The sequence below is a fragment of the Klebsiella sp. C360 genome (assembly GCF_048822415.1).
In the GTDB taxonomy this organism is placed as follows: Bacteria; Pseudomonadota; Gammaproteobacteria; order Enterobacterales; family Enterobacteriaceae; genus Klebsiella; species Klebsiella quasipneumoniae.
Window position 1 is genome coordinate 104,254 of record NZ_JBMEZZ010000013.1, and the last position, 15,860, is coordinate 120,113.

A 15,860-nucleotide genomic window follows, 5' to 3' on the forward strand; every position below is an offset into this window, starting at 1 on the left:
GATAAACAATGAGGCGCTATCAGAGCCGTGAGGAAGTATAAGTAATTTAACCCTGCTCAGGCAATAGCGATAATTATTAATATGTATTTATCCTTCCATTAAGGAAAGTCGAATAATCGTCGCGGCAATTTATGCTGATGAGCGCGGCGATGGCGCCGCTGAGGTTATTGCCATCGGAAGGCTGCTTTTCAACAGAAGTCGTGGTAATAGTGGCTCTGTATAGTACAAATCTGGTGGAACCTGATGCCCGAACCCGTCGCCGAACCGGCGCTCAATGGACTGCGCCTCAATCTGCGGATTGTCTCCGTGGTTATTTTTAACTTTGCCAGCTACCTCACCATCGGCTTGCCGCTGGCGGTACTTCCTGGCTATGTGCATGATGTAATGGGCTTTAGCGCTTTCTGGGCCGGCCTGGTGATTAGTCTGCAATATTTCGCCACGCTGCTCAGCCGCCCGCACGCCGGGCGCTACGCTGACCTGCTGGGGCCCAAAAAGATAGTCGTCTTCGGCCTCTTCGGCTGCTTTTTAAGCGGTCTGAGCTATCTGCTGGCCGCCTGGAGCAGCTGCTGGCCGCTGGTTAGCCTGCTGCTGCTATGCCTCGGACGAGTCATTCTCGGCATCGGCCAGAGCTTTGCCGGCACCGGCTCGACGCTGTGGGGCGTCGGCGTTGTTGGGTCGCTGCATATCGGGCGGGTGATCTCATGGAACGGCATTGTGACCTACGGGGCGATGGCGATGGGCGCCCCGCTCGGCGTGCTGTGCTATTCGCAAATTGGCCTCAGCGGCCTGGCCGGGGTCATTATGGCGGTTGCGCTGGTGGCTATCCTCTGCGCGCTGCCCCGCGCAGCGGTGAAGGCGGCGAAAGGCAAAGCAATGTCGTTTCGCGCGGTGCTCGGGCGGGTGTGGCCCTACGGCATGGCGCTGGCCCTGGCCTCCGCCGGTTTCGGGGTGATCGCCACCTTTATCACGCTGTTTTATGACGCCAAAGGCTGGGACGGGGCGGCCTTCGCCCTGACGCTGTTCAGCTGCGCGTTCGTTGGCGCGCGGCTGCTGTTTCCCAACGCCATTAACCGCCTCGGCGGGCTGAACGTGGCGATGCTCTGCTTTAGCGTGGAGATCATTGGCCTGCTGCTGGTCGGCTTTGCCGATACGCCGCTGCTGGCGAAAATCGGCACCTTTCTTACCGGGGCCGGGTTCTCACTGGTCTTTCCGGCGCTGGGCGTGGTGGCGGTGAAAGCGGTGCCGCAGCATAACCAGGGGTCGGCGCTGGCCACCTATACCGTGTTTATGGATTTGTCGTTAGGCGTCACCGGGCCGCTGGCCGGCTTGCTGATGGCGTGGATCGGGATCCCGGTGATATATCTGGCGGCGGCAGGTCTGGTGATGGCGGCGCTGCTGCTGGGCTGGCGGTTAAAAAAACGGCCCCCGGTCAGCGAACCGGAGGCCGTCGCACCAGGCCAGTAATTACTGGATGGTGAGGGTGCTGATGATGCTTTCCGCTTCGGTCTGCGCCTGCTGCTGGTTGTCCGCCGGCAGGGTGACCTGCAGGGTCAGCAGTTTGTCATCCACTTTGCCGAGGAGCACGGAAGACCAGGCGGTCTGCCCCTTGGCGGAGATGATGCTGTCCAGCTGCTGCAGGGTGTGACCTTTGATCTCCAGCGATTTATTGCTCACCACCTGCAGCTGCGGGTCGCGGCTACGCTGCTGATCTTCCAGGCGCTTCGCCAGCACCGCCAGGTCTTCATTGGTGCTGTCGCCGACGATGACGATGACTGCTTTCTGGCCGGTGGCGTCAGAATAGACGTGCATGTTGTTCGCCTGAGTACCCAGTTTGCCGCTCTGGTCGGCCATGCCCGCAGGCAGGGTGAAGCTCAGTTTGCCATCCAGCAGGCTGATCGCCTGGCCGCTGGTGTTGCTCTCCGCTGCTGCCCCAACGGTTGGCGCTTTTGAATCGCTGTTATCGCAGGCGGCAAGCCCCATCACCAGCAGGCCAATACCGACATATTTAACCAAATTGCGCATTGACATCTTCCTTTCGATAAACGGCCACTAATGGCTCATCCGGCTATCTTAACACATCAGCCCGCGAGTACCTTTAACTCGGCTGCAATGCCGACAAATCAGATTTATCCGCCAGCCTTTTCAACAGCATATTTAACAGTACGCCGTACATCGGCAGGAAGAAAATGATGCTGATAAGCACTTTAAAGCTGTAGTCGACGAGGGCGATTTCCCCCCAGTGGGCGGCCATAAATGGATCCGGGCTGCGCCAGAAGGCGATGAAGAAGAACGCCACGGTATCGCTGATGTTGCCGAACAGCGTCGAGGCGGTGGGGGCCAGCCACCAGCGGCGGCTCTGCCGCAGGCGGTTGAAAACGTGGACGTCGAGGATCTGCCCCAGCGCATAGGCCATAAAGCTGGCGATGGCGATACGCGCGACGAAGAGATTAAAGGTGCCCAGCGCCGCGAAACCCTGCCACTCGCCCATGTAAAACAGGGCGGAGATGGCGTAGGAGATGACCAGCGCCGGGACCATCACCGCAAAAATAATGCGTCGCGCCAGCGGTGCGCCAAAAATTCGCACCGTCAGATCGGTGGCGAGGAAGATAAACGGAAAACTGAACGCCCCCCAGGTGGTATGGAAACCAAAGATGGAGATCGGTAGCTGAACCAGATAGTTGCTGGAGGTGATCACCAGCAGATGAAATAGCGAAAGCCAGACGAGCGCTTTTTTGCGCTGTACGGTAGTAAACGGATTCATATTGTGACCTTTTTATGCCCGTCATGCTTCAGGTAAATGAGCAATCGGCAGCGGAACGTTGGGGTGAGGGAACCCAATGAAAAACGGCTGCATGATACTGCGTTGCCGGCGTAATGCAATGGTTGTTTTTCGCGCAAACGTTAACCTGGCTTGCGTACTGGCGAACTGGGGGTAAACTAGGGCCGTTTTGTTGATGTGAGACTAAAATGAGCGAACTTTTCTCCACTCCAGACCACACTCTGGATGCCCTGGGACTGCGCTGCCCGGAGCCGGTCATGATGGTGCGTAAAACCGTGCGGACAATGCCCGTCGGCGAGACGCTGCTGATTATTGCTGACGATCCGGCCACCACCCGCGATATCCCGGGATTCTGCCGCTTTATGGAGCATGAGCTGGTGGCCCAGCAAACCGAAGCTCTGCCGTACCGCTACCTGATCCGCAAAAGCCACTGAGTCTCTCCCGGATGGCGGCGCGTAGCGCCTTATCCGGGCTACCCGACGGTCCGGAACCGTAGCCCTGCTAAGCGTAGCGCGAGCAGGGAATACCCCGGATGGCGGCGCGTAGCGCCTTATCCGGGCTACCCGACGGTCTGGAACCGTAGCCCTGCTAAGCGTAGCGCGAGCAGGGAATATCCTGGATGGCGGCGCGTAGCGCCTTATCCGGGCTACCCGACGGTCTGGAACCGTAGCCCTGCTAAGCGCAGCGCGAGCAGGGAATACCCCGGATAGCGGCGCGTAGCGCCTTATCCGGGCTACCCGACGGTCCGGAATCGTAGCCCTGCTAAGCGCAGCGCGAGCAGGGAATATCCCGGATGGCGGCGCGTAGCGCCTTATCCGGGCTACCCGACGGTCCGGAATCGTAGCCCTGCTAAGCGCAGCGCGAGCAGGGAATATCCCGGATGGCGGCGCGTAGCGCCTTATCCGGGCTACCCGACGGTCTGGAACCGTAGCCCTGCTAAGCGTAGCGCGAGCAGGGAATATCCCGGATGGCGGCGCGTAGCGCCTTATCCGGGCTACCCGACGGTCTGGAACCGTAGCCCTGCTAAGCGCAGCGCGAGCAGGGAATACCCCGGATGGCGGCGCGTAGCGCCTTATCCGGGCTACCCGACGGTCTGGAACCGTAGCCCTGCTAAGCGTAGCGCGAGCAGGGAAGCCGGTATCTATGCTACAACTTCTTACGCAATAACCGCAGCGCGTTAGCCGTTACCAGTACGGTGGCGCCGGTATCCGCCAGCACCGCCAGCCACAGGCCGGTCAGGCCGAGCAGGGTGGTGACAAGGAAAATCCCCTTCAGCCCTAAGGCAATCGCGATGTTCTGGCGAATATTCGCGTGGGTCGCCCGCGCCAGGGAGATCATCTGCGCCAGGCCGGTCAGACGGTTGTGGGTCAGCGCGGCGTCGGCGGTCTCCAGCGCCACGTCGGTGCCGCTGCCCATGGCGATGCCGATGGTCGCCGCCTTCATCGCCGGGGCGTCGTTGATGCCGTCCCCGACCATCGCCAGCGGCGCATCGGCATTCAGCGCCATCACCGCTTCGACTTTGTCCGCCGGCAGCAGGCCGGCGCGGAACTCCAGCCCCAGTTCGCTGGCGATGGCCGCCGCGGCGCGCGGGTTATCCCCGGTAAGGATCACCCCCTGCACCCCCAGCTGGTGTAAGGCATCCACTGCCTGACGCGCGTCGTCGCGCAGGGTGTCGCGCAGCGCCAGGATGCCGAGAAGCGTCTCGCCGCGCATGACCAGCACCACCGTTTGACCGGCGCTCTCCAGCTGCTGGATCTGCGCCTCATGCTCTGACGGGGCGGCTTTGCTGGCCGCGCAGATCACGATACGGCTGCCGTTGACCTCGGCTTCGATACCGGAGCCGGCCAGCGCCCGCTGGCCGCTGGCCTGCGGAATACTCAGCTGACGCCGCTGCGCTTCGCGGACGATAGCCTGCGCCAGCGGATGGCTGGAGCCTTGCTCAACCGCCGCCGCCAGCGCCAGCAGCGTGTTATCGTCATTCTCAGCCGTGGCGATGACCGAGGTCACCTGCGGCTGGCCGACGGTCAGGGTGCCGGTTTTGTCGAACGCCACCTGGCGCACCTGGCCCAGCTGTTCCAGCGCCGCGCCGCCTTTAATTAATGCTCCGCGTCGGGCGGCGACCGCCAGGCCGGAAGTGATGGCTGCCGGGGTGGAGATGACCAGCGCGCACGGGCAGCCGATCAGCAGCAGCGTCAGCCCTTTATAAATCCACGGCAGCCAGGCGCTGGCGAAGAGCAGGGGCGGGACAATGGCGACCAACAGGGCCACCACCATAATGGCCGGAGTGTAGATCCGGCTGAAGCGATCGATAAAACGCTCGATCGGCGCCCGACGCTCCTCCGCCTCTTCAATCAGCTTCAGGATGCGGTCGATGGCGCTGTCGCCCGGTTCGGAGATTACGGTCAGCTGCACCAGGCGGTCGACGCTGGTGGTGCCCGCCGCTACGCGTTCTCCGGCCTGGCGCTCCACCGGCACCGACTCGCCGGTCAGAGCGCTTTCATCAAAGCTGGCAAATGGCGACAGCAGCTGACCATCCGCCGGCAGACGCCCGCCGGCGGCCACTTCGATCACATCCCCCGGGCGCAGATCGCGCTGGGCGACGGTTTCCCGCACGCCGTTGCGCAGGCGAATGGCGGTGTCGGGCTTCAGCGCCATCAGCGCGCTCACCCCCTGCCGCGCGCGGCTGGCGGCCCAGCCTTCGAGACGCTCGCCGATCAGGAACAGCAGCAGGACCATCGCCGCCTCTGCGGTGGCGCCGATAAACAGCGCCCCGATGGCGGCGACGCTCATCAGCGTTTCAATGGCGAACCAGCTCCCGCTCTTGATCAGGCGCAGCGCCTGGCGGGCAACCGGCCACAGGCCGACCAGGGTGGTGGCAATAAAGGCTAACTGACCGGCAGGGTGGTTGGCCTGCTCCAACCCCCAGCTCAGGGCCATCATCATGATCAGCGTCAGCAACGGTAAATTGTCGCGCAGCCGCGAGCCCTGAGTTTTCTCTGACGCGGGGGCATCGGCATCGCGCAGCGTATAGCCTGCCTGACGTACCGCCTGCTCAACCTGAGCCCGAACGTCGCCCTCGGCGTTAACCAATAATTTTTCAGTGGCGAACAGCACCTGAACCTGACTGACGCCGGGCACCTGACGAACCGCCGTTTCCACCTTGCGGGCGCAGGCGGCGCAGTCCATGCCTGCAACCTGCCAGCTGTAGCGGGCGTCGCTGAGCGCTTCGGCGGCAGGCGCGCTCTCTGCGGCGCAGGCGTGGTCTGTGCAGCAGCTTTCCGCCGGGGCGGGCGCTGGCCGCATGGTGAATGACGAGAATTGTGGGACTTTTTTATCCTGCGCGTCTGGAGTCGACATGGCACCCTCCGGTAAATGATAATTTTCTCATTAGCCGTAGGATACACTCTGGAGTCGACTCCAGAGTCAAGGACTAAATTACAGGTACAGCGCGCGCACGATGAGGAAGTGGCCGGCAAAGTAAAACGCGGCGGCAATGGCGTTATCGGCGCGGAAACGGCGGCGATAGTGGCTCACCAGCCACACGGCATTGCTCAGCAGCAGCAGAGCGGCGCCGGCGAATCCGGACAGCGCGGTGTTGGTAGGGCGGGCAAACCACAGCTCACCGGCCAGCCAGACCATCACCAGCGTCATGCCGATAAAGGTCAGCACCGGCATTTTCATCTCTTCCAGCCGGCTCCAGATCACCGCCATCAGCAGGGCGCCGAATACCAGCAGCACCAGCGGCAGCGGCCAGAAGAACGACAGCGTCAGCTGGCTGGCGAACCAGATGGTATACAGCAGATGCGACAGGAAGAAGGCGCCCACTGCGTACATCACCCGCTGGCGCGGCAGCAGGGTCAGGGCGTCGCCGAGCAGGGAGGCGCACAGGCCGGCCAGCACCAGGTAGCTGATGGCATTGAACATCGGCGCCTGCCAGGCCAGCAACAGCAACAGAATCAGGGTGACAGGTTTAAATACCCAGCGTCGCCAGGCCGGCCCGCGATAGGATGCATCGACATAAAGCCATGCGGAGAAACAGACAGCAATAAATGACCAAAGCATAGTAAGTCCCTGTATCTGTTATCATAAGGAAAGTTACGGATGCGTGAAGCTACCACTCAGTGTAGTGGTTTGGCGCAGCAGATGACAATGTTATTCCAGTCGCAGTATGCTGATTCCTGATATTTTTTATGGGTAACCTTAATGAGTAAAATGCCGCTCTTTTTTGTTCTGGTCGTCGCGGTGATTGTGGTGGCGGCTTCGTTTCGCTATGTGCAGCAGCGCCGCGAAAAACTGGCGAACGACGCCGCGCCGGTGTTGCAAAAGCGGGTGATCGTCAGCAATAAGCGGGAAAAAGTGATTAACGATCGGCGTTCGCGGCAGCAGACGGTGACGCCTGCGGGCAGCGAGATGCGCTATGAAGCGAGCTTTCGCCCTGAGAACGGCGGGCTGGAGGTGGTGTTTCGCCTTGACGCGCCGCAGTATCATGCGCTGAGCGTCGGCGATCGCGGGATGTTGAGTTATAAGGGCACAGCGTTCGTGGCGTTCACGCCCGATCCCTGAGCCCTTGTCAGGACTATTTCTTCAGCGTCGCCTTCAGTTTTTTCTGCCAGGCGACGAGCTCAAACACGCCGAAGATAAAAATGCGGATTTGCTCAAAGCGGCCCAGCGGCGGGGCATCCTTCGGCTGCGTCGCCTTGAGCAGCGTCAGCTGCAGACCGTGCATCAGGATCATAAAAATCAGCGCGACGTTGACGAAGATATTCAGCGGCTTCGGGAAGGGCTGAAACAGATTCAATAACAGAAAGGCCCAGACGCACAGCATCAGCAGGCGGCCTAAATTAATCAGCATGGTTCTCTCCTTGGGCCTCACGTTGGTAAAGACGGTACGCGACCTGTCCGGCCACTTTTTCACGATACAGATGCCAGTTCGCCGGTACCGGCGGTAAACCGTTTTCGACTTCGCTTTCGACGTACACCAGGGCCTCGTCGGCCAGCCAGCCCTGCGTTTCCAGCAGGCGCAGCGTCTCCTCCAGCAGCCCCTGACGGAACGGTGGGTCGACAAACACAATCTGATGCGGCGTGCCCGGTTGGCTCAGGAAGCTGAGGGTGTTAGTCGCGATCACCTTGCCGCGATCCGCTTTCAGGGTGGCCAGGTTTTTTTGCAACTGCTGAGCGACGCCGCGCTCCATCTCCAGTAGCGTGGTGCTGGCCGCATAGCGGGACAGCGCCTCAAGCCCCAGCGCGCCGCTGCCGGCAAAGCAGTCGAGGCAGTGCGCGTCAACGATGGACGGCGCCAGCCAGTTAAAAAGGGTTTCGCGAACCCGGTCGGTGGTCGGCCGCAGGCCCGGGCTTTCCGGCACCGGTAATTTACGGCCGCGCCATTGCCCGCCGATGATGCGGATCTGGCCGCTGCCCGCGTGGTTTGGTTTTTTCATCTCTCTGCTCAAGTCTCAACTTCCGGCCTGCTATTCTAGCGATCGACGGCGGTTGACGAAACCTTAATCCGGGGGCGGTGCTGCGAGTTAAGTTAAGTGATAGACTATCCAACTAATTTCATCATTTTTTCAGCTTCTGATGAAGCTGCGCCATGAATAAACAGCGAGGAGTGTGGTCGCAAATGGCAAAAGAGAAAAAACGTGGCTTCTTTTCCTGGCTGGGCTTTGGACAGAAAGAGCAGGCACAGGAAACCGAGACTGAACAAAAAGTAGAAGAACAACAAGCGGTTGCCCAGGAGACGCCGGCGGCGGAAACCCCTGCTGAGCCGAGCGCGCCGAAAGCGGACCCGGAGGCGTTTGCCGAAGAGGTCGTCGAAGTCACCGAGACGGTGGTCGAAAGCGAAAAGGCCCACCTCGCGGAGCCTGCCAGCGCGCAGGAAGAAGAGGCGGCGCCAGCGCCTGCTTTGGTTGAAGAGGCGCCGGTCGTCGCGCCGGAGCCTGCGGTCAGCGAACCGCTGAAGGCGGAGGAACAGCCGGCAGCGGTTGAGTCGCTGGTGGAGGACGTTATCGCCGAACCGGTGGCGGCGGAGGCCGTGGCTGAGCAGCCTGTAGAGGATGTCGTCGCCCAACCTCAGGAGACGGAAGCGCCGGAAGAGGACGCGCCGTTAAGCGATGAAGAGCTGGAAGCGCAGGCGCTGGCGGCCGAGGCGGCGGAAGAGGCGGCGGTGGTGGTGCCGGCGCCAGAGGAAGAGGCGCCGGTGGAAGCGCTGGTCCAGGAGCAGGAAAAACCGACGAAAGAAGGCTTTTTCGCCCGCCTTAAGCGTAGCCTGCTGAAAACCAAACAAAATCTCGGTTCCGGATTTATCAGCCTGTTCCGCGGTAAGAAGATCGACGACGATCTGTTTGAAGAGCTGGAAGAGCAACTGCTGATCGCCGACGTCGGGGTGGAAACCACCCGCAAGATCATTACTCATCTCACCGAGGGCGCCAGCCGTAAGCAGCTGCGCGATGCGGAAGCGCTGTACGGTCTGCTGAAAGAAGAGATGGGCGATATCCTCGCCAAAGTGGATGAGCCGCTGAATGTTGAAGGCAAAACGCCATTTGTTATTCTGATGGTCGGCGTGAACGGGGTGGGGAAAACCACCACCATCGGCAAGCTGGCGCGTCAGTTTGAGCAGCAGGGCAAATCGGTGATGCTGGCGGCGGGGGATACCTTCCGTGCGGCGGCGGTGGAACAGCTGCAGGTCTGGGGCCAGCGTAACAATATCCCGGTGATCGCCCAGCACACCGGCGCCGATTCCGCCTCGGTGATTTTCGACGCCATTCAGGCGGCGAAGGCGCGCCATGTTGATGTGCTGATTGCCGATACCGCCGGGCGTCTGCAGAATAAATCGCACCTGATGGAAGAGCTGAAGAAGATCGTCCGGGTGATGAAAAAGCTGGACGTCGACGCGCCGCATGAGGTGATGTTAACCATCGACGCCAGCACCGGGCAGAATGCTATTAGCCAGGCCAAACTGTTCCATGAAGCGGTAGGTTTGACCGGGATCACCCTGACCAAGCTGGATGGCACCGCCAAAGGCGGCGTGATCTTCTCGGTGGCCGACCAGTTCGGCATTCCGATTCGCTATATTGGCGTCGGCGAGCGTATTGAGGATCTGCGTCCGTTTAATGCGGGCGACTTTATTGAGGCACTTTTTGCCCGAGAGGATTAAGAATGATTCGCTTTGAACAAGTCAGCAAAGCCTATCTCGGTGGGAGACAAGCGCTGCAGGGGGTGAACTTCCACCTGCAGCCGGGCGAGATGGCGTTTCTGACCGGCCACTCCGGCGCAGGGAAAAGTACCCTGCTGAAGCTTATCTGTGGTATCGAACGGCCCAGCGCCGGGAAAATCTTCTTCAGCGGTCATGAAATCAGCCGCCTGAAGAGCCGTGAGGTGCCGTTCCTGCGCCGCCAGATCGGCATGATTTTCCAGGACCACCATTTGCTGATGGATCGTACCGTGTATGACAACGTGGCGATCCCGCTGATTATCGCCGGCGCCAGCGGCGATGACATTCGTCGCCGGGTCTCGGCGGCGCTGGATAAGGTCGGGCTGCTGGACAAAGCGAAGAACTTTCCGATTCAGCTCTCCGGCGGCGAGCAGCAGCGCGTGGGGATCGCTCGCGCGGTGGTCAACAAGCCGGCGGTGCTGCTGGCGGATGAACCGACCGGTAACCTCGACGAGGCGCTCTCGGAGGGGATTTTACGTCTGTTTGAAGAGTTTAACCGCGTCGGGGTGACGGTACTGATGGCCACGCACGATCTGGGGCTTATCTCCAGCCGTCCGTACCGCGTGCTGACGCTCAGCGACGGCCATCTGCATGGAGGCATTCGGGGTGAATAAGCGCGACGCAATGAACCAAATCCGCCAGTTCGGCAGCAAGTTCGATCGCCTGCGCAACGCGGCGGGCGGCGGCGGCGGCGGGCGCAATGCGCCAAAACGGCCGAAAGCGGCGCCTAACCCGGCCTCGCGTAAGAGCAACGTGTTCAACGAGCAGGTGCGCTACGCCTGGCACGGCGCGCTCCAGGATTTAAAAAGCACGCCGCTGGCGACCTTCCTGACGGTGATGGTTATCGCCATCTCGTTGACCCTGCCAAGCGTCTGCTACATGGTCTACAAAAACGTCAGCAGCGCGGCGTCACAGTACTATCCCTCGCCGCAGATCACCGTGTATCTGGAAAAAACGCTGGATGACGATGCCGCGGCGCGAGTGGTCGGCCAGCTGCAGGCGGAGCAGGGCGTCGACAAGGTGAACTATTTGTCACGTGACGAGGCATTGGGTGAATTCCGTAACTGGTCCGGCTTTGGCGGCGCCCTGGATATGCTGGAAGAGAACCCGCTGCCGGCGGTCGCCATCGTGGTGCCGAAGCTGGATTTCCAGAGCACGGAAGCGCTGAACACCCTGCGCGATCGGGTATCGCGGATCCAGGGGGTCGATGAAGTACGGATGGACGACAGCTGGTTTGCCCGCCTCTCCTCGCTCACCGGGCTGGTGGGCCGCGTGTCGGCGATGATCGGCGTGCTGATGGTGGCGGCGGTGTTCCTGGTGATCGGCAACAGCGTGCGCCTGAGCATCTTCGCCCGCCGCGATACCATTAACGTGCAGAAACTGATCGGCGCCACCGACGGCTTTATCCTGCGTCCGTTCCTCTACGGCGGGGCGATGCTGGGCTTCTCCGGCGCGTTTTTATCGCTGATCCTGTCGGAGATTCTGGTGATGCGCCTCTCGTCGGCAGTGACCGAGGTGGCGAAGGTGTTCGGCACCCAGTTTGAGCTGAGCGGCTTAGGCTTTGACGAGTGTCTGCTGATGCTGATCGTCTGCTCGATGATCGGATGGGTGGCCGCCTGGCTGGCGACAGTGCAACATTTACGTCACTTTACTCCCGATTAAAAAAAGCGTGATATAATCTTTCCCTGCTGCAATGAGTTCCTGTTCGCAGGGAAAGATACCGCAAGCTTGTTCTCCTTTTCCTGCCCTCACTTTTTCATCGTGGTGTCACATTTTGTGCGTAATTTATTCACACCGTTGCAGGGAACTTGTGGATAAAATCACTGTCTGATACTAATGTGAGTGATATTCTCGTTGCTCATGAATGCTGGCATGCTTGTTGCCTGATGGGGACAAGACCACGTCAGAAGATATCAATTGAGAGGATTTGAATGACCAAAGAAATGCAAACTTTAGCTTTAGCCCCCGTTGGTAACCTGGAATCGTACATCCGGGCCGCTAACACTTGGCCGATGCTGTCGGCTGATGAAGAGCGGGAGCTTGCTGAAAAGCTGCATTACCAGGGCGATCTGGAAGCAGCGAAAAAGCTGATTCTGTCTCACCTGCGCTTTGTTGTTCACATTGCTCGTAACTACTCGGGCTATGGCCTGCCGCAGGCGGATCTCATCCAGGAAGGCAATATCGGCCTGATGAAAGCCGTGCGTCGCTTCAACCCGGAAGTGGGTGTGCGCCTGGTCTCCTTCGCTGTGCACTGGATTAAAGCCGAAATTCACGAATACGTGCTGCGCAACTGGCGTATCGTGAAGGTCGCTACCACCAAAGCACAGCGTAAGCTGTTCTTTAACCTGCGTAAAACCAAACAGCGTCTGGGTTGGTTCAACCAGGATGAAGTGGAAATGGTGGCCCGTGAGCTGGGCGTGTCGAGCAAAGACGTCCGCGAGATGGAATCCCGTATGGCGGCCCAGGACATGACGTTCGACATGTCGTCGGACGATGAATCCGACAGCCAGCCGATGGCGCCGGTCCTTTATCTGCAGGACAAAACGTCAAACTTTGCCGACGGCATCGAAGACGACAACTGGGAAGAGCAGGCGGCGAATAAGCTGACTGACGCGATGCAGGGCCTGGACGAGCGTAGCCAGGATATCATCCGCGCCCGCTGGCTGGACGAAGACAACAAGTCCACGCTGCAGGAGCTGGCTGACCGCTACGGCGTCTCCGCAGAGCGCGTGCGTCAGCTGGAAAAGAACGCCATGAAAAAACTGCGTGCCGCGATCGAAGCCTGATACGCCACCCCTGCCTGACGCCAGGCACCCCGATAACGCCCCGCCTCAGGTTGGGGCGTTTTGTTTTTCTGCGCCATCCATGGGCAGCAGCACCTCTGGACAGTGCGTCCGCAGGCAGCCTATCAGCACGCTGAACGCCGGCGCCATCTGCTCCTCGGGCTGGCTGGCAAATCCCATCAATAATCCTTTCTTACGCGCCGCTGTCAGGTAGTAGCGCGAGAGCGGCCGCACCAGAATGTGGCGCGCATTGGCCTCGCGGGCGATCGCCACATCGTCAGCCTCCTCCGGTAAATTGAGGATCAAATGCAGTCCGGCATTATCGCTGAAGTCCGACAGGGCGTCGGGCATACAGTGCCGCTGAATCAGCTCGGTTAAAAAGGCGCGACGACGGCTGTAGAGCAGCCGCATGCGGCGGATATGCGCCGAGTAGTGACCAGCGGTAATAAACTCCGCCAGCGCCATCTGGATCAGCGAATGGCCGCCGCGATAAAGCTCGGCGTGGGCGTGCTTCAGATCGCTGACCAGCGGGCGGGGGATCACCACATAGCCCAGGCGCAGGCCGGGATAGAGCGTCTTGCTGAAGGTGCCGATATAGACCACCGGCGCATCGGCCACCAGCCCCTGCAGGGCGGGGATGGGCTGCCCGGAAAAGCGAAACTCGCTGTCATAATCATCTTCGACGATCCAGCTGCCCTGCTGGCGGGCGAGCGCCAGCAGCCGCTGACGGCGTTCAAGGCTCATCACCGCGCCCAGCGGATACTGGTGAGAGGGGGTGACGAAGATGAGCCGCGGCGCATCGTCAACCGTTTCCGGCGGGCACAGCCCATTGGCATCGACGGTGATGGGGGCCGCCCGGACGTCGTTCATCGCCAGCACATGGCGAATGCCCCAGTAGGAAGGCTCCTCCACCCACGCCAGATCGCCGTTGTCGCACAGCATGCGAGTGACCAGGTCAATCGCCTGGTGGATCCCCTCGGTGATAAGAATTTGATCTGCCTGACAGTGGACGCCGCGCGATACCCGCAGATAATCCACCAGCGCTTGCTGCAGTTCCGGGGTACCGCCGTTGCAGCTGTAGCTGAGCCGCTCCGGCTTTGGCCGGCGGCTGATGCGGGCCTGGATCTTGCTGAACAGCGGATGGGGAAAGGCGTTAACGTCCGGTACGCCGGGAATAAACGCTCCCCACTGGCGTGGGCTGGCGCTGACCTGGCCGAGCAGGTGCTGGCCGCGGCGTGAAAGATGCGCCGTCGATGTCGCGATACTGCTGTTTTCCCGCCTCCCCTTAGCGGTCAATGAACTTTCAGGCGCGGTTTGGGCAACGAATGTTCCGCTTCCCCGACGGGAAACCACATATCCTTCCGCCAGTAATTGTTCATAAGTTGTTAATATGGTGTTTCTTGATACGCCGAGTTCTCCCGCCAGGTCCCGCGACGGCGGCAGGCGGCTTTGCGGCGCCAGCGAACCGTCAAGGATCGCGCGGCGAAGCGCGTTGTATAAGCGTTTGTGCAGAAGAGGGTCGCGCTCTTCCTGCAGACGGACCAGCACCAGGTCACCCACCAGCGAACGCAATTGGATCCCTCAGATATTCAAAATTGGTACTCGATTATAGGGCCAACTCCTGTGTAAATAAACGACATCGTTTCTAATTTGTTGCGATAACGTGACATACACGACAGGAGATTCGCAGGTGAAAAGCTCAGAACTGAATCAACGTCGCCAGCAGGCGACGCCGCGCGGCGTAGGCGTAATGTGTAACTACTTTGTCGAGAAGGCGGAGAACGCCACGCTGTGGGATATCGAAGGCAATGAGGTGATCGATTTCGCCGCCGGTATCGCCGTGTTAAATACCGGTCACCGTCATCCGAAGGTGGTTGCCGCGGTCGCTGACCAGCTGCAGGCGTTCACCCACACCGCCTATCAGATTGTGCCGTACGAAAGCTATGTCGCGCTGGCGGAACGTATCAACGATCTGGCGCCGATTGACGGGCCGGCAAAAACGGCCTTCTTCACCACCGGCGCGGAAGCGGTCGAGAACGCGGTGAAAATTGCCCGCGCTTACACCGGCCGTCCGGGGCTGATTACTTTCGGCGGCGGCTTCCACGGCCGTACCTTTATGACCATGGCGCTCACCGGTAAGGTCGCGCCCTACAAAATCGGCTTCGGCCCCTTCCCGGGCTCGGTGTATCACGGTGTCTACCCGAATGCGGCGCACGGTGTCTCCACCGCGGATGCGCTGAAAAGCCTGGAGCGCATTTTCAAAGCGGATATTGCGCCGGACCAGGTCGCGGCCATCATCCTCGAGCCGATCCAGGGAGAAGGCGGCTTTAACGTCGCGCCAGCCGATTTCATGCAGGCGCTGCGCGATCTGTGCGATACCCACGGCATTCTGCTGATCGCCGATGAAGTGCAGACCGGTTTCGCCCGTACCGGCAAGCTGTTCGCCATGCAGCACTATGATGTGAAACCGGATCTGATGACGATGGCGAAAAGCCTCGCCGGCGGTTTCCCGCTGTCGGGCGTCGTTGGACGCGCCGAGGTGATGGATGCCCCAGCGCCAGGCGGCCTGGGCGGAACCTATGCCGGTAACCCGCTGGCGGTAGCCGCGGCGCACGCGGTGCTGGATGTGATTGCTGAAGAGCAGCTGTGCCAGCGCGCTGAACAGCTGGGTAGCCATCTGCAGGAAGTGCTCAACCAGGCGCGCGCCACCTGTCCGGCGATTGTCGATGTCCGCGGTCGGGGGTCGATGGTGGCGGTGGAGTTTAACGATCCGCAAACTGGCGAACCGTCGCCGGAGTTCACCCGTCAGGTGCAACAGAAAGCGCAGGAGAACGGCCTGCTGCTGCTGAGCTGCGGCGTCTACGGCAACGTGATCCGCTTCCTCTATCCGTTGACGATTCCGGACGCCCAGTTCTCGAAAGCGCTGGATATTCTGGCGCGCGTACTGAAGAGCTAACGTCTCCCCGGTGGGCTGCGGCGGCAGGGAAGCCGAACAGAAACAGGAAGCCGCAGCCGGCTGTTCATGCTCAGCGTGAGTGGTTTATCACCCTGATATCACCTTTTTTCCGGCGGAGAAAACCGCCGGAGT

15 protein-coding genes are annotated in these 15,860 nt (G+C 60.6%); 8 read left to right on the forward strand and 7 right to left on the reverse strand.

Going from position 1 to position 15,860, the window contains the following annotated elements:
- The first annotated feature begins 243 nt into the window (after positions 1-243).
- Positions 244-1,464: an MFS transporter gene (locus ACOI7D_RS23895; protein ID WP_109546843.1), complete on the forward strand. Its 1,221-nt coding sequence runs from the start codon at positions 244-246 to the stop codon at positions 1,462-1,464.
- On the opposite strand, the gene ACOI7D_RS23900 is transcribed toward ACOI7D_RS23895, so the two are convergent.
- Both ACOI7D_RS23900 and ACOI7D_RS23905 read right to left on the reverse strand, forming a co-directional pair.
- Positions 1,465-2,022 (reverse strand): DcrB family lipoprotein, encoded by a 558-nt coding sequence (locus ACOI7D_RS23900; RefSeq protein ID WP_023291237.1) that lies wholly within the window; start codon positions 2,020-2,022, stop codon positions 1,465-1,467. It abuts the gene before it with no gap.
- Between the two features lie 73 nt (positions 2,023-2,095).
- Entirely contained in the window at positions 2,096-2,761 is a 666-nt protein-coding gene (locus tag ACOI7D_RS23905; protein ID WP_023291236.1) for a 7-cyano-7-deazaguanine/7-aminomethyl-7-deazaguanine transporter, read from the reverse strand.
- A 206-nt stretch (positions 2,762-2,967) separates the two neighbouring features.
- On the opposite strand from ACOI7D_RS23905, the gene tusA reads away from it, so the two are divergent.
- A complete protein-coding gene (gene tusA, locus ACOI7D_RS23910; RefSeq protein ID WP_044524980.1) occupies positions 2,968-3,213 on the forward strand; it encodes a sulfurtransferase TusA in 246 nt (81 codons plus the stop codon).
- Positions 3,214-3,925: 712 nt separating this feature from the next.
- Here tusA and zntA read toward each other — a convergent pair.
- Together zntA and ACOI7D_RS23920 are read right to left on the reverse strand one after the other, a co-directional pair.
- Positions 3,926-6,136 carry a Zn(II)/Cd(II)/Pb(II) translocating P-type ATPase ZntA gene (zntA, locus tag ACOI7D_RS23915; RefSeq protein WP_281166494.1) on the reverse strand — a complete coding sequence of 737 codons (2,211 nt, stop codon included), beginning with the start codon at positions 6,134-6,136 and terminating at the stop codon, positions 3,926-3,928.
- A 78-nt stretch (positions 6,137-6,214) separates the two neighbouring features.
- Positions 6,215-6,841 (reverse strand): lysoplasmalogenase, encoded by a 627-nt coding sequence (locus tag ACOI7D_RS23920; protein ID WP_004173987.1) that lies wholly within the window; start codon positions 6,839-6,841, stop codon positions 6,215-6,217.
- Between the two features lie 150 nt (positions 6,842-6,991).
- Here ACOI7D_RS23920 and ACOI7D_RS23925 point away from each other — a divergent pair, with 150 nt between their 5' ends.
- Positions 6,992-7,342 (forward strand): DUF2500 domain-containing protein, encoded by a 351-nt coding sequence (locus ACOI7D_RS23925; RefSeq protein WP_023291234.1) that lies wholly within the window; start codon positions 6,992-6,994, stop codon positions 7,340-7,342.
- Between the two features lie 13 nt (positions 7,343-7,355).
- Here the strand turns inward: ACOI7D_RS23925 and ACOI7D_RS23930 are convergent, their stop codons facing one another.
- Both ACOI7D_RS23930 and rsmD read right to left on the reverse strand, forming a co-directional pair.
- Positions 7,356-7,631, reverse strand: a complete 276-nt coding sequence (locus ACOI7D_RS23930) for a DUF1145 family protein (protein ID WP_004202092.1) — start codon at positions 7,629-7,631, stop codon at positions 7,356-7,358.
- On the reverse strand, positions 7,621-8,217 hold the full coding sequence (gene rsmD / locus ACOI7D_RS23935; protein ID WP_023291233.1) for a 16S rRNA (guanine(966)-N(2))-methyltransferase: 597 nt from the start codon (positions 8,215-8,217) through the stop codon (positions 7,621-7,623). The genes ACOI7D_RS23930 and rsmD overlap by 11 nt, the downstream gene beginning before the upstream one ends.
- Positions 8,218-8,399: 182 nt before the next feature.
- On the opposite strand from rsmD, the gene ftsY reads away from it, so the two are divergent.
- From ftsY to rpoH, 4 genes are all read left to right on the forward strand, one after another.
- The gene (ftsY, locus tag ACOI7D_RS23940) at positions 8,400-9,932 is read left to right on the forward strand and encodes a signal recognition particle-docking protein FtsY (RefSeq protein WP_049015266.1); all 1,533 of its coding nucleotides are present in this window, start codon (positions 8,400-8,402) and stop codon (positions 9,930-9,932) included.
- A gap of 2 nt (positions 9,933-9,934) precedes the next feature.
- Entirely contained in the window at positions 9,935-10,603 is a 669-nt protein-coding gene (ftsE, locus tag ACOI7D_RS23945; protein ID WP_004202097.1) for a cell division ATP-binding protein FtsE, read from the forward strand.
- Positions 10,596-11,651 carry a permease-like cell division protein FtsX gene (ftsX, locus tag ACOI7D_RS23950; protein WP_002920816.1) on the forward strand — a complete coding sequence of 352 codons (1,056 nt, stop codon included), beginning with the start codon at positions 10,596-10,598 and terminating at the stop codon, positions 11,649-11,651. The genes ftsE and ftsX overlap by 8 nt, the downstream gene beginning before the upstream one ends.
- A 269-nt stretch (positions 11,652-11,920) precedes the next feature.
- Entirely contained in the window at positions 11,921-12,775 is an 855-nt protein-coding gene (gene rpoH, locus ACOI7D_RS23955; protein ID WP_002920815.1) for an RNA polymerase sigma factor RpoH, read from the forward strand.
- A gap of 45 nt (positions 12,776-12,820) precedes the next feature.
- Here rpoH and ACOI7D_RS23960 read toward each other — a convergent pair whose 3' ends face one another.
- A complete protein-coding gene (locus ACOI7D_RS23960) occupies positions 12,821-14,344 on the reverse strand; it encodes a PLP-dependent aminotransferase family protein (RefSeq protein ID WP_109546845.1) in 1,524 nt (507 codons plus the stop codon).
- 118 nt (positions 14,345-14,462) lie between these two features.
- Here ACOI7D_RS23960 and ACOI7D_RS23965 point away from each other — a divergent pair, with 118 nt between their 5' ends.
- Positions 14,463-15,728, forward strand: a complete 1,266-nt coding sequence (locus tag ACOI7D_RS23965; RefSeq protein WP_109546846.1) for a 4-aminobutyrate--2-oxoglutarate transaminase — start codon at positions 14,463-14,465, stop codon at positions 15,726-15,728.
- Positions 15,729-15,860: the final 132 nt, after the last annotated feature.

Coding starts and splice junctions, on each gene's coding strand:
- ACOI7D_RS23895 (WP_109546843.1), top strand. CDS start 244: ATGCCCGAACCCGTCGCCGAACCGGCGCTCAATGGACTGCGCCTCAAT.
- ACOI7D_RS23900 (WP_023291237.1), bottom strand. CDS start 2,022: ATGCGCAATTTGGTTAAATATGTCGGTATTGGCCTGCTGGTGATGGGG.
- ACOI7D_RS23905 (WP_023291236.1), bottom strand. CDS start 2,761: ATGAATCCGTTTACTACCGTACAGCGCAAAAAAGCGCTCGTCTGGCTT.
- tusA (WP_044524980.1), top strand. CDS start 2,968: ATGAGCGAACTTTTCTCCACTCCAGACCACACTCTGGATGCCCTGGGA.
- zntA (WP_281166494.1), bottom strand. CDS start 6,136: ATGTCGACTCCAGACGCGCAGGATAAAAAAGTCCCACAATTCTCGTCA.
- ACOI7D_RS23920 (WP_004173987.1), bottom strand. CDS start 6,841: ATGCTTTGGTCATTTATTGCTGTCTGTTTCTCCGCATGGCTTTATGTC.
- ACOI7D_RS23925 (WP_023291234.1), top strand. CDS start 6,992: ATGCCGCTCTTTTTTGTTCTGGTCGTCGCGGTGATTGTGGTGGCGGCT.
- ACOI7D_RS23930 (WP_004202092.1), bottom strand. CDS start 7,631: ATGCTGATTAATTTAGGCCGCCTGCTGATGCTGTGCGTCTGGGCCTTT.
- rsmD (WP_023291233.1), bottom strand. CDS start 8,217: ATGAAAAAACCAAACCACGCGGGCAGCGGCCAGATCCGCATCATCGGC.
- ftsY (WP_049015266.1), top strand. CDS start 8,400: ATGGCAAAAGAGAAAAAACGTGGCTTCTTTTCCTGGCTGGGCTTTGGA.
- ftsE (WP_004202097.1), top strand. CDS start 9,935: ATGATTCGCTTTGAACAAGTCAGCAAAGCCTATCTCGGTGGGAGACAA.
- rpoH (WP_002920815.1), top strand. CDS start 11,921: ATGACCAAAGAAATGCAAACTTTAGCTTTAGCCCCCGTTGGTAACCTG.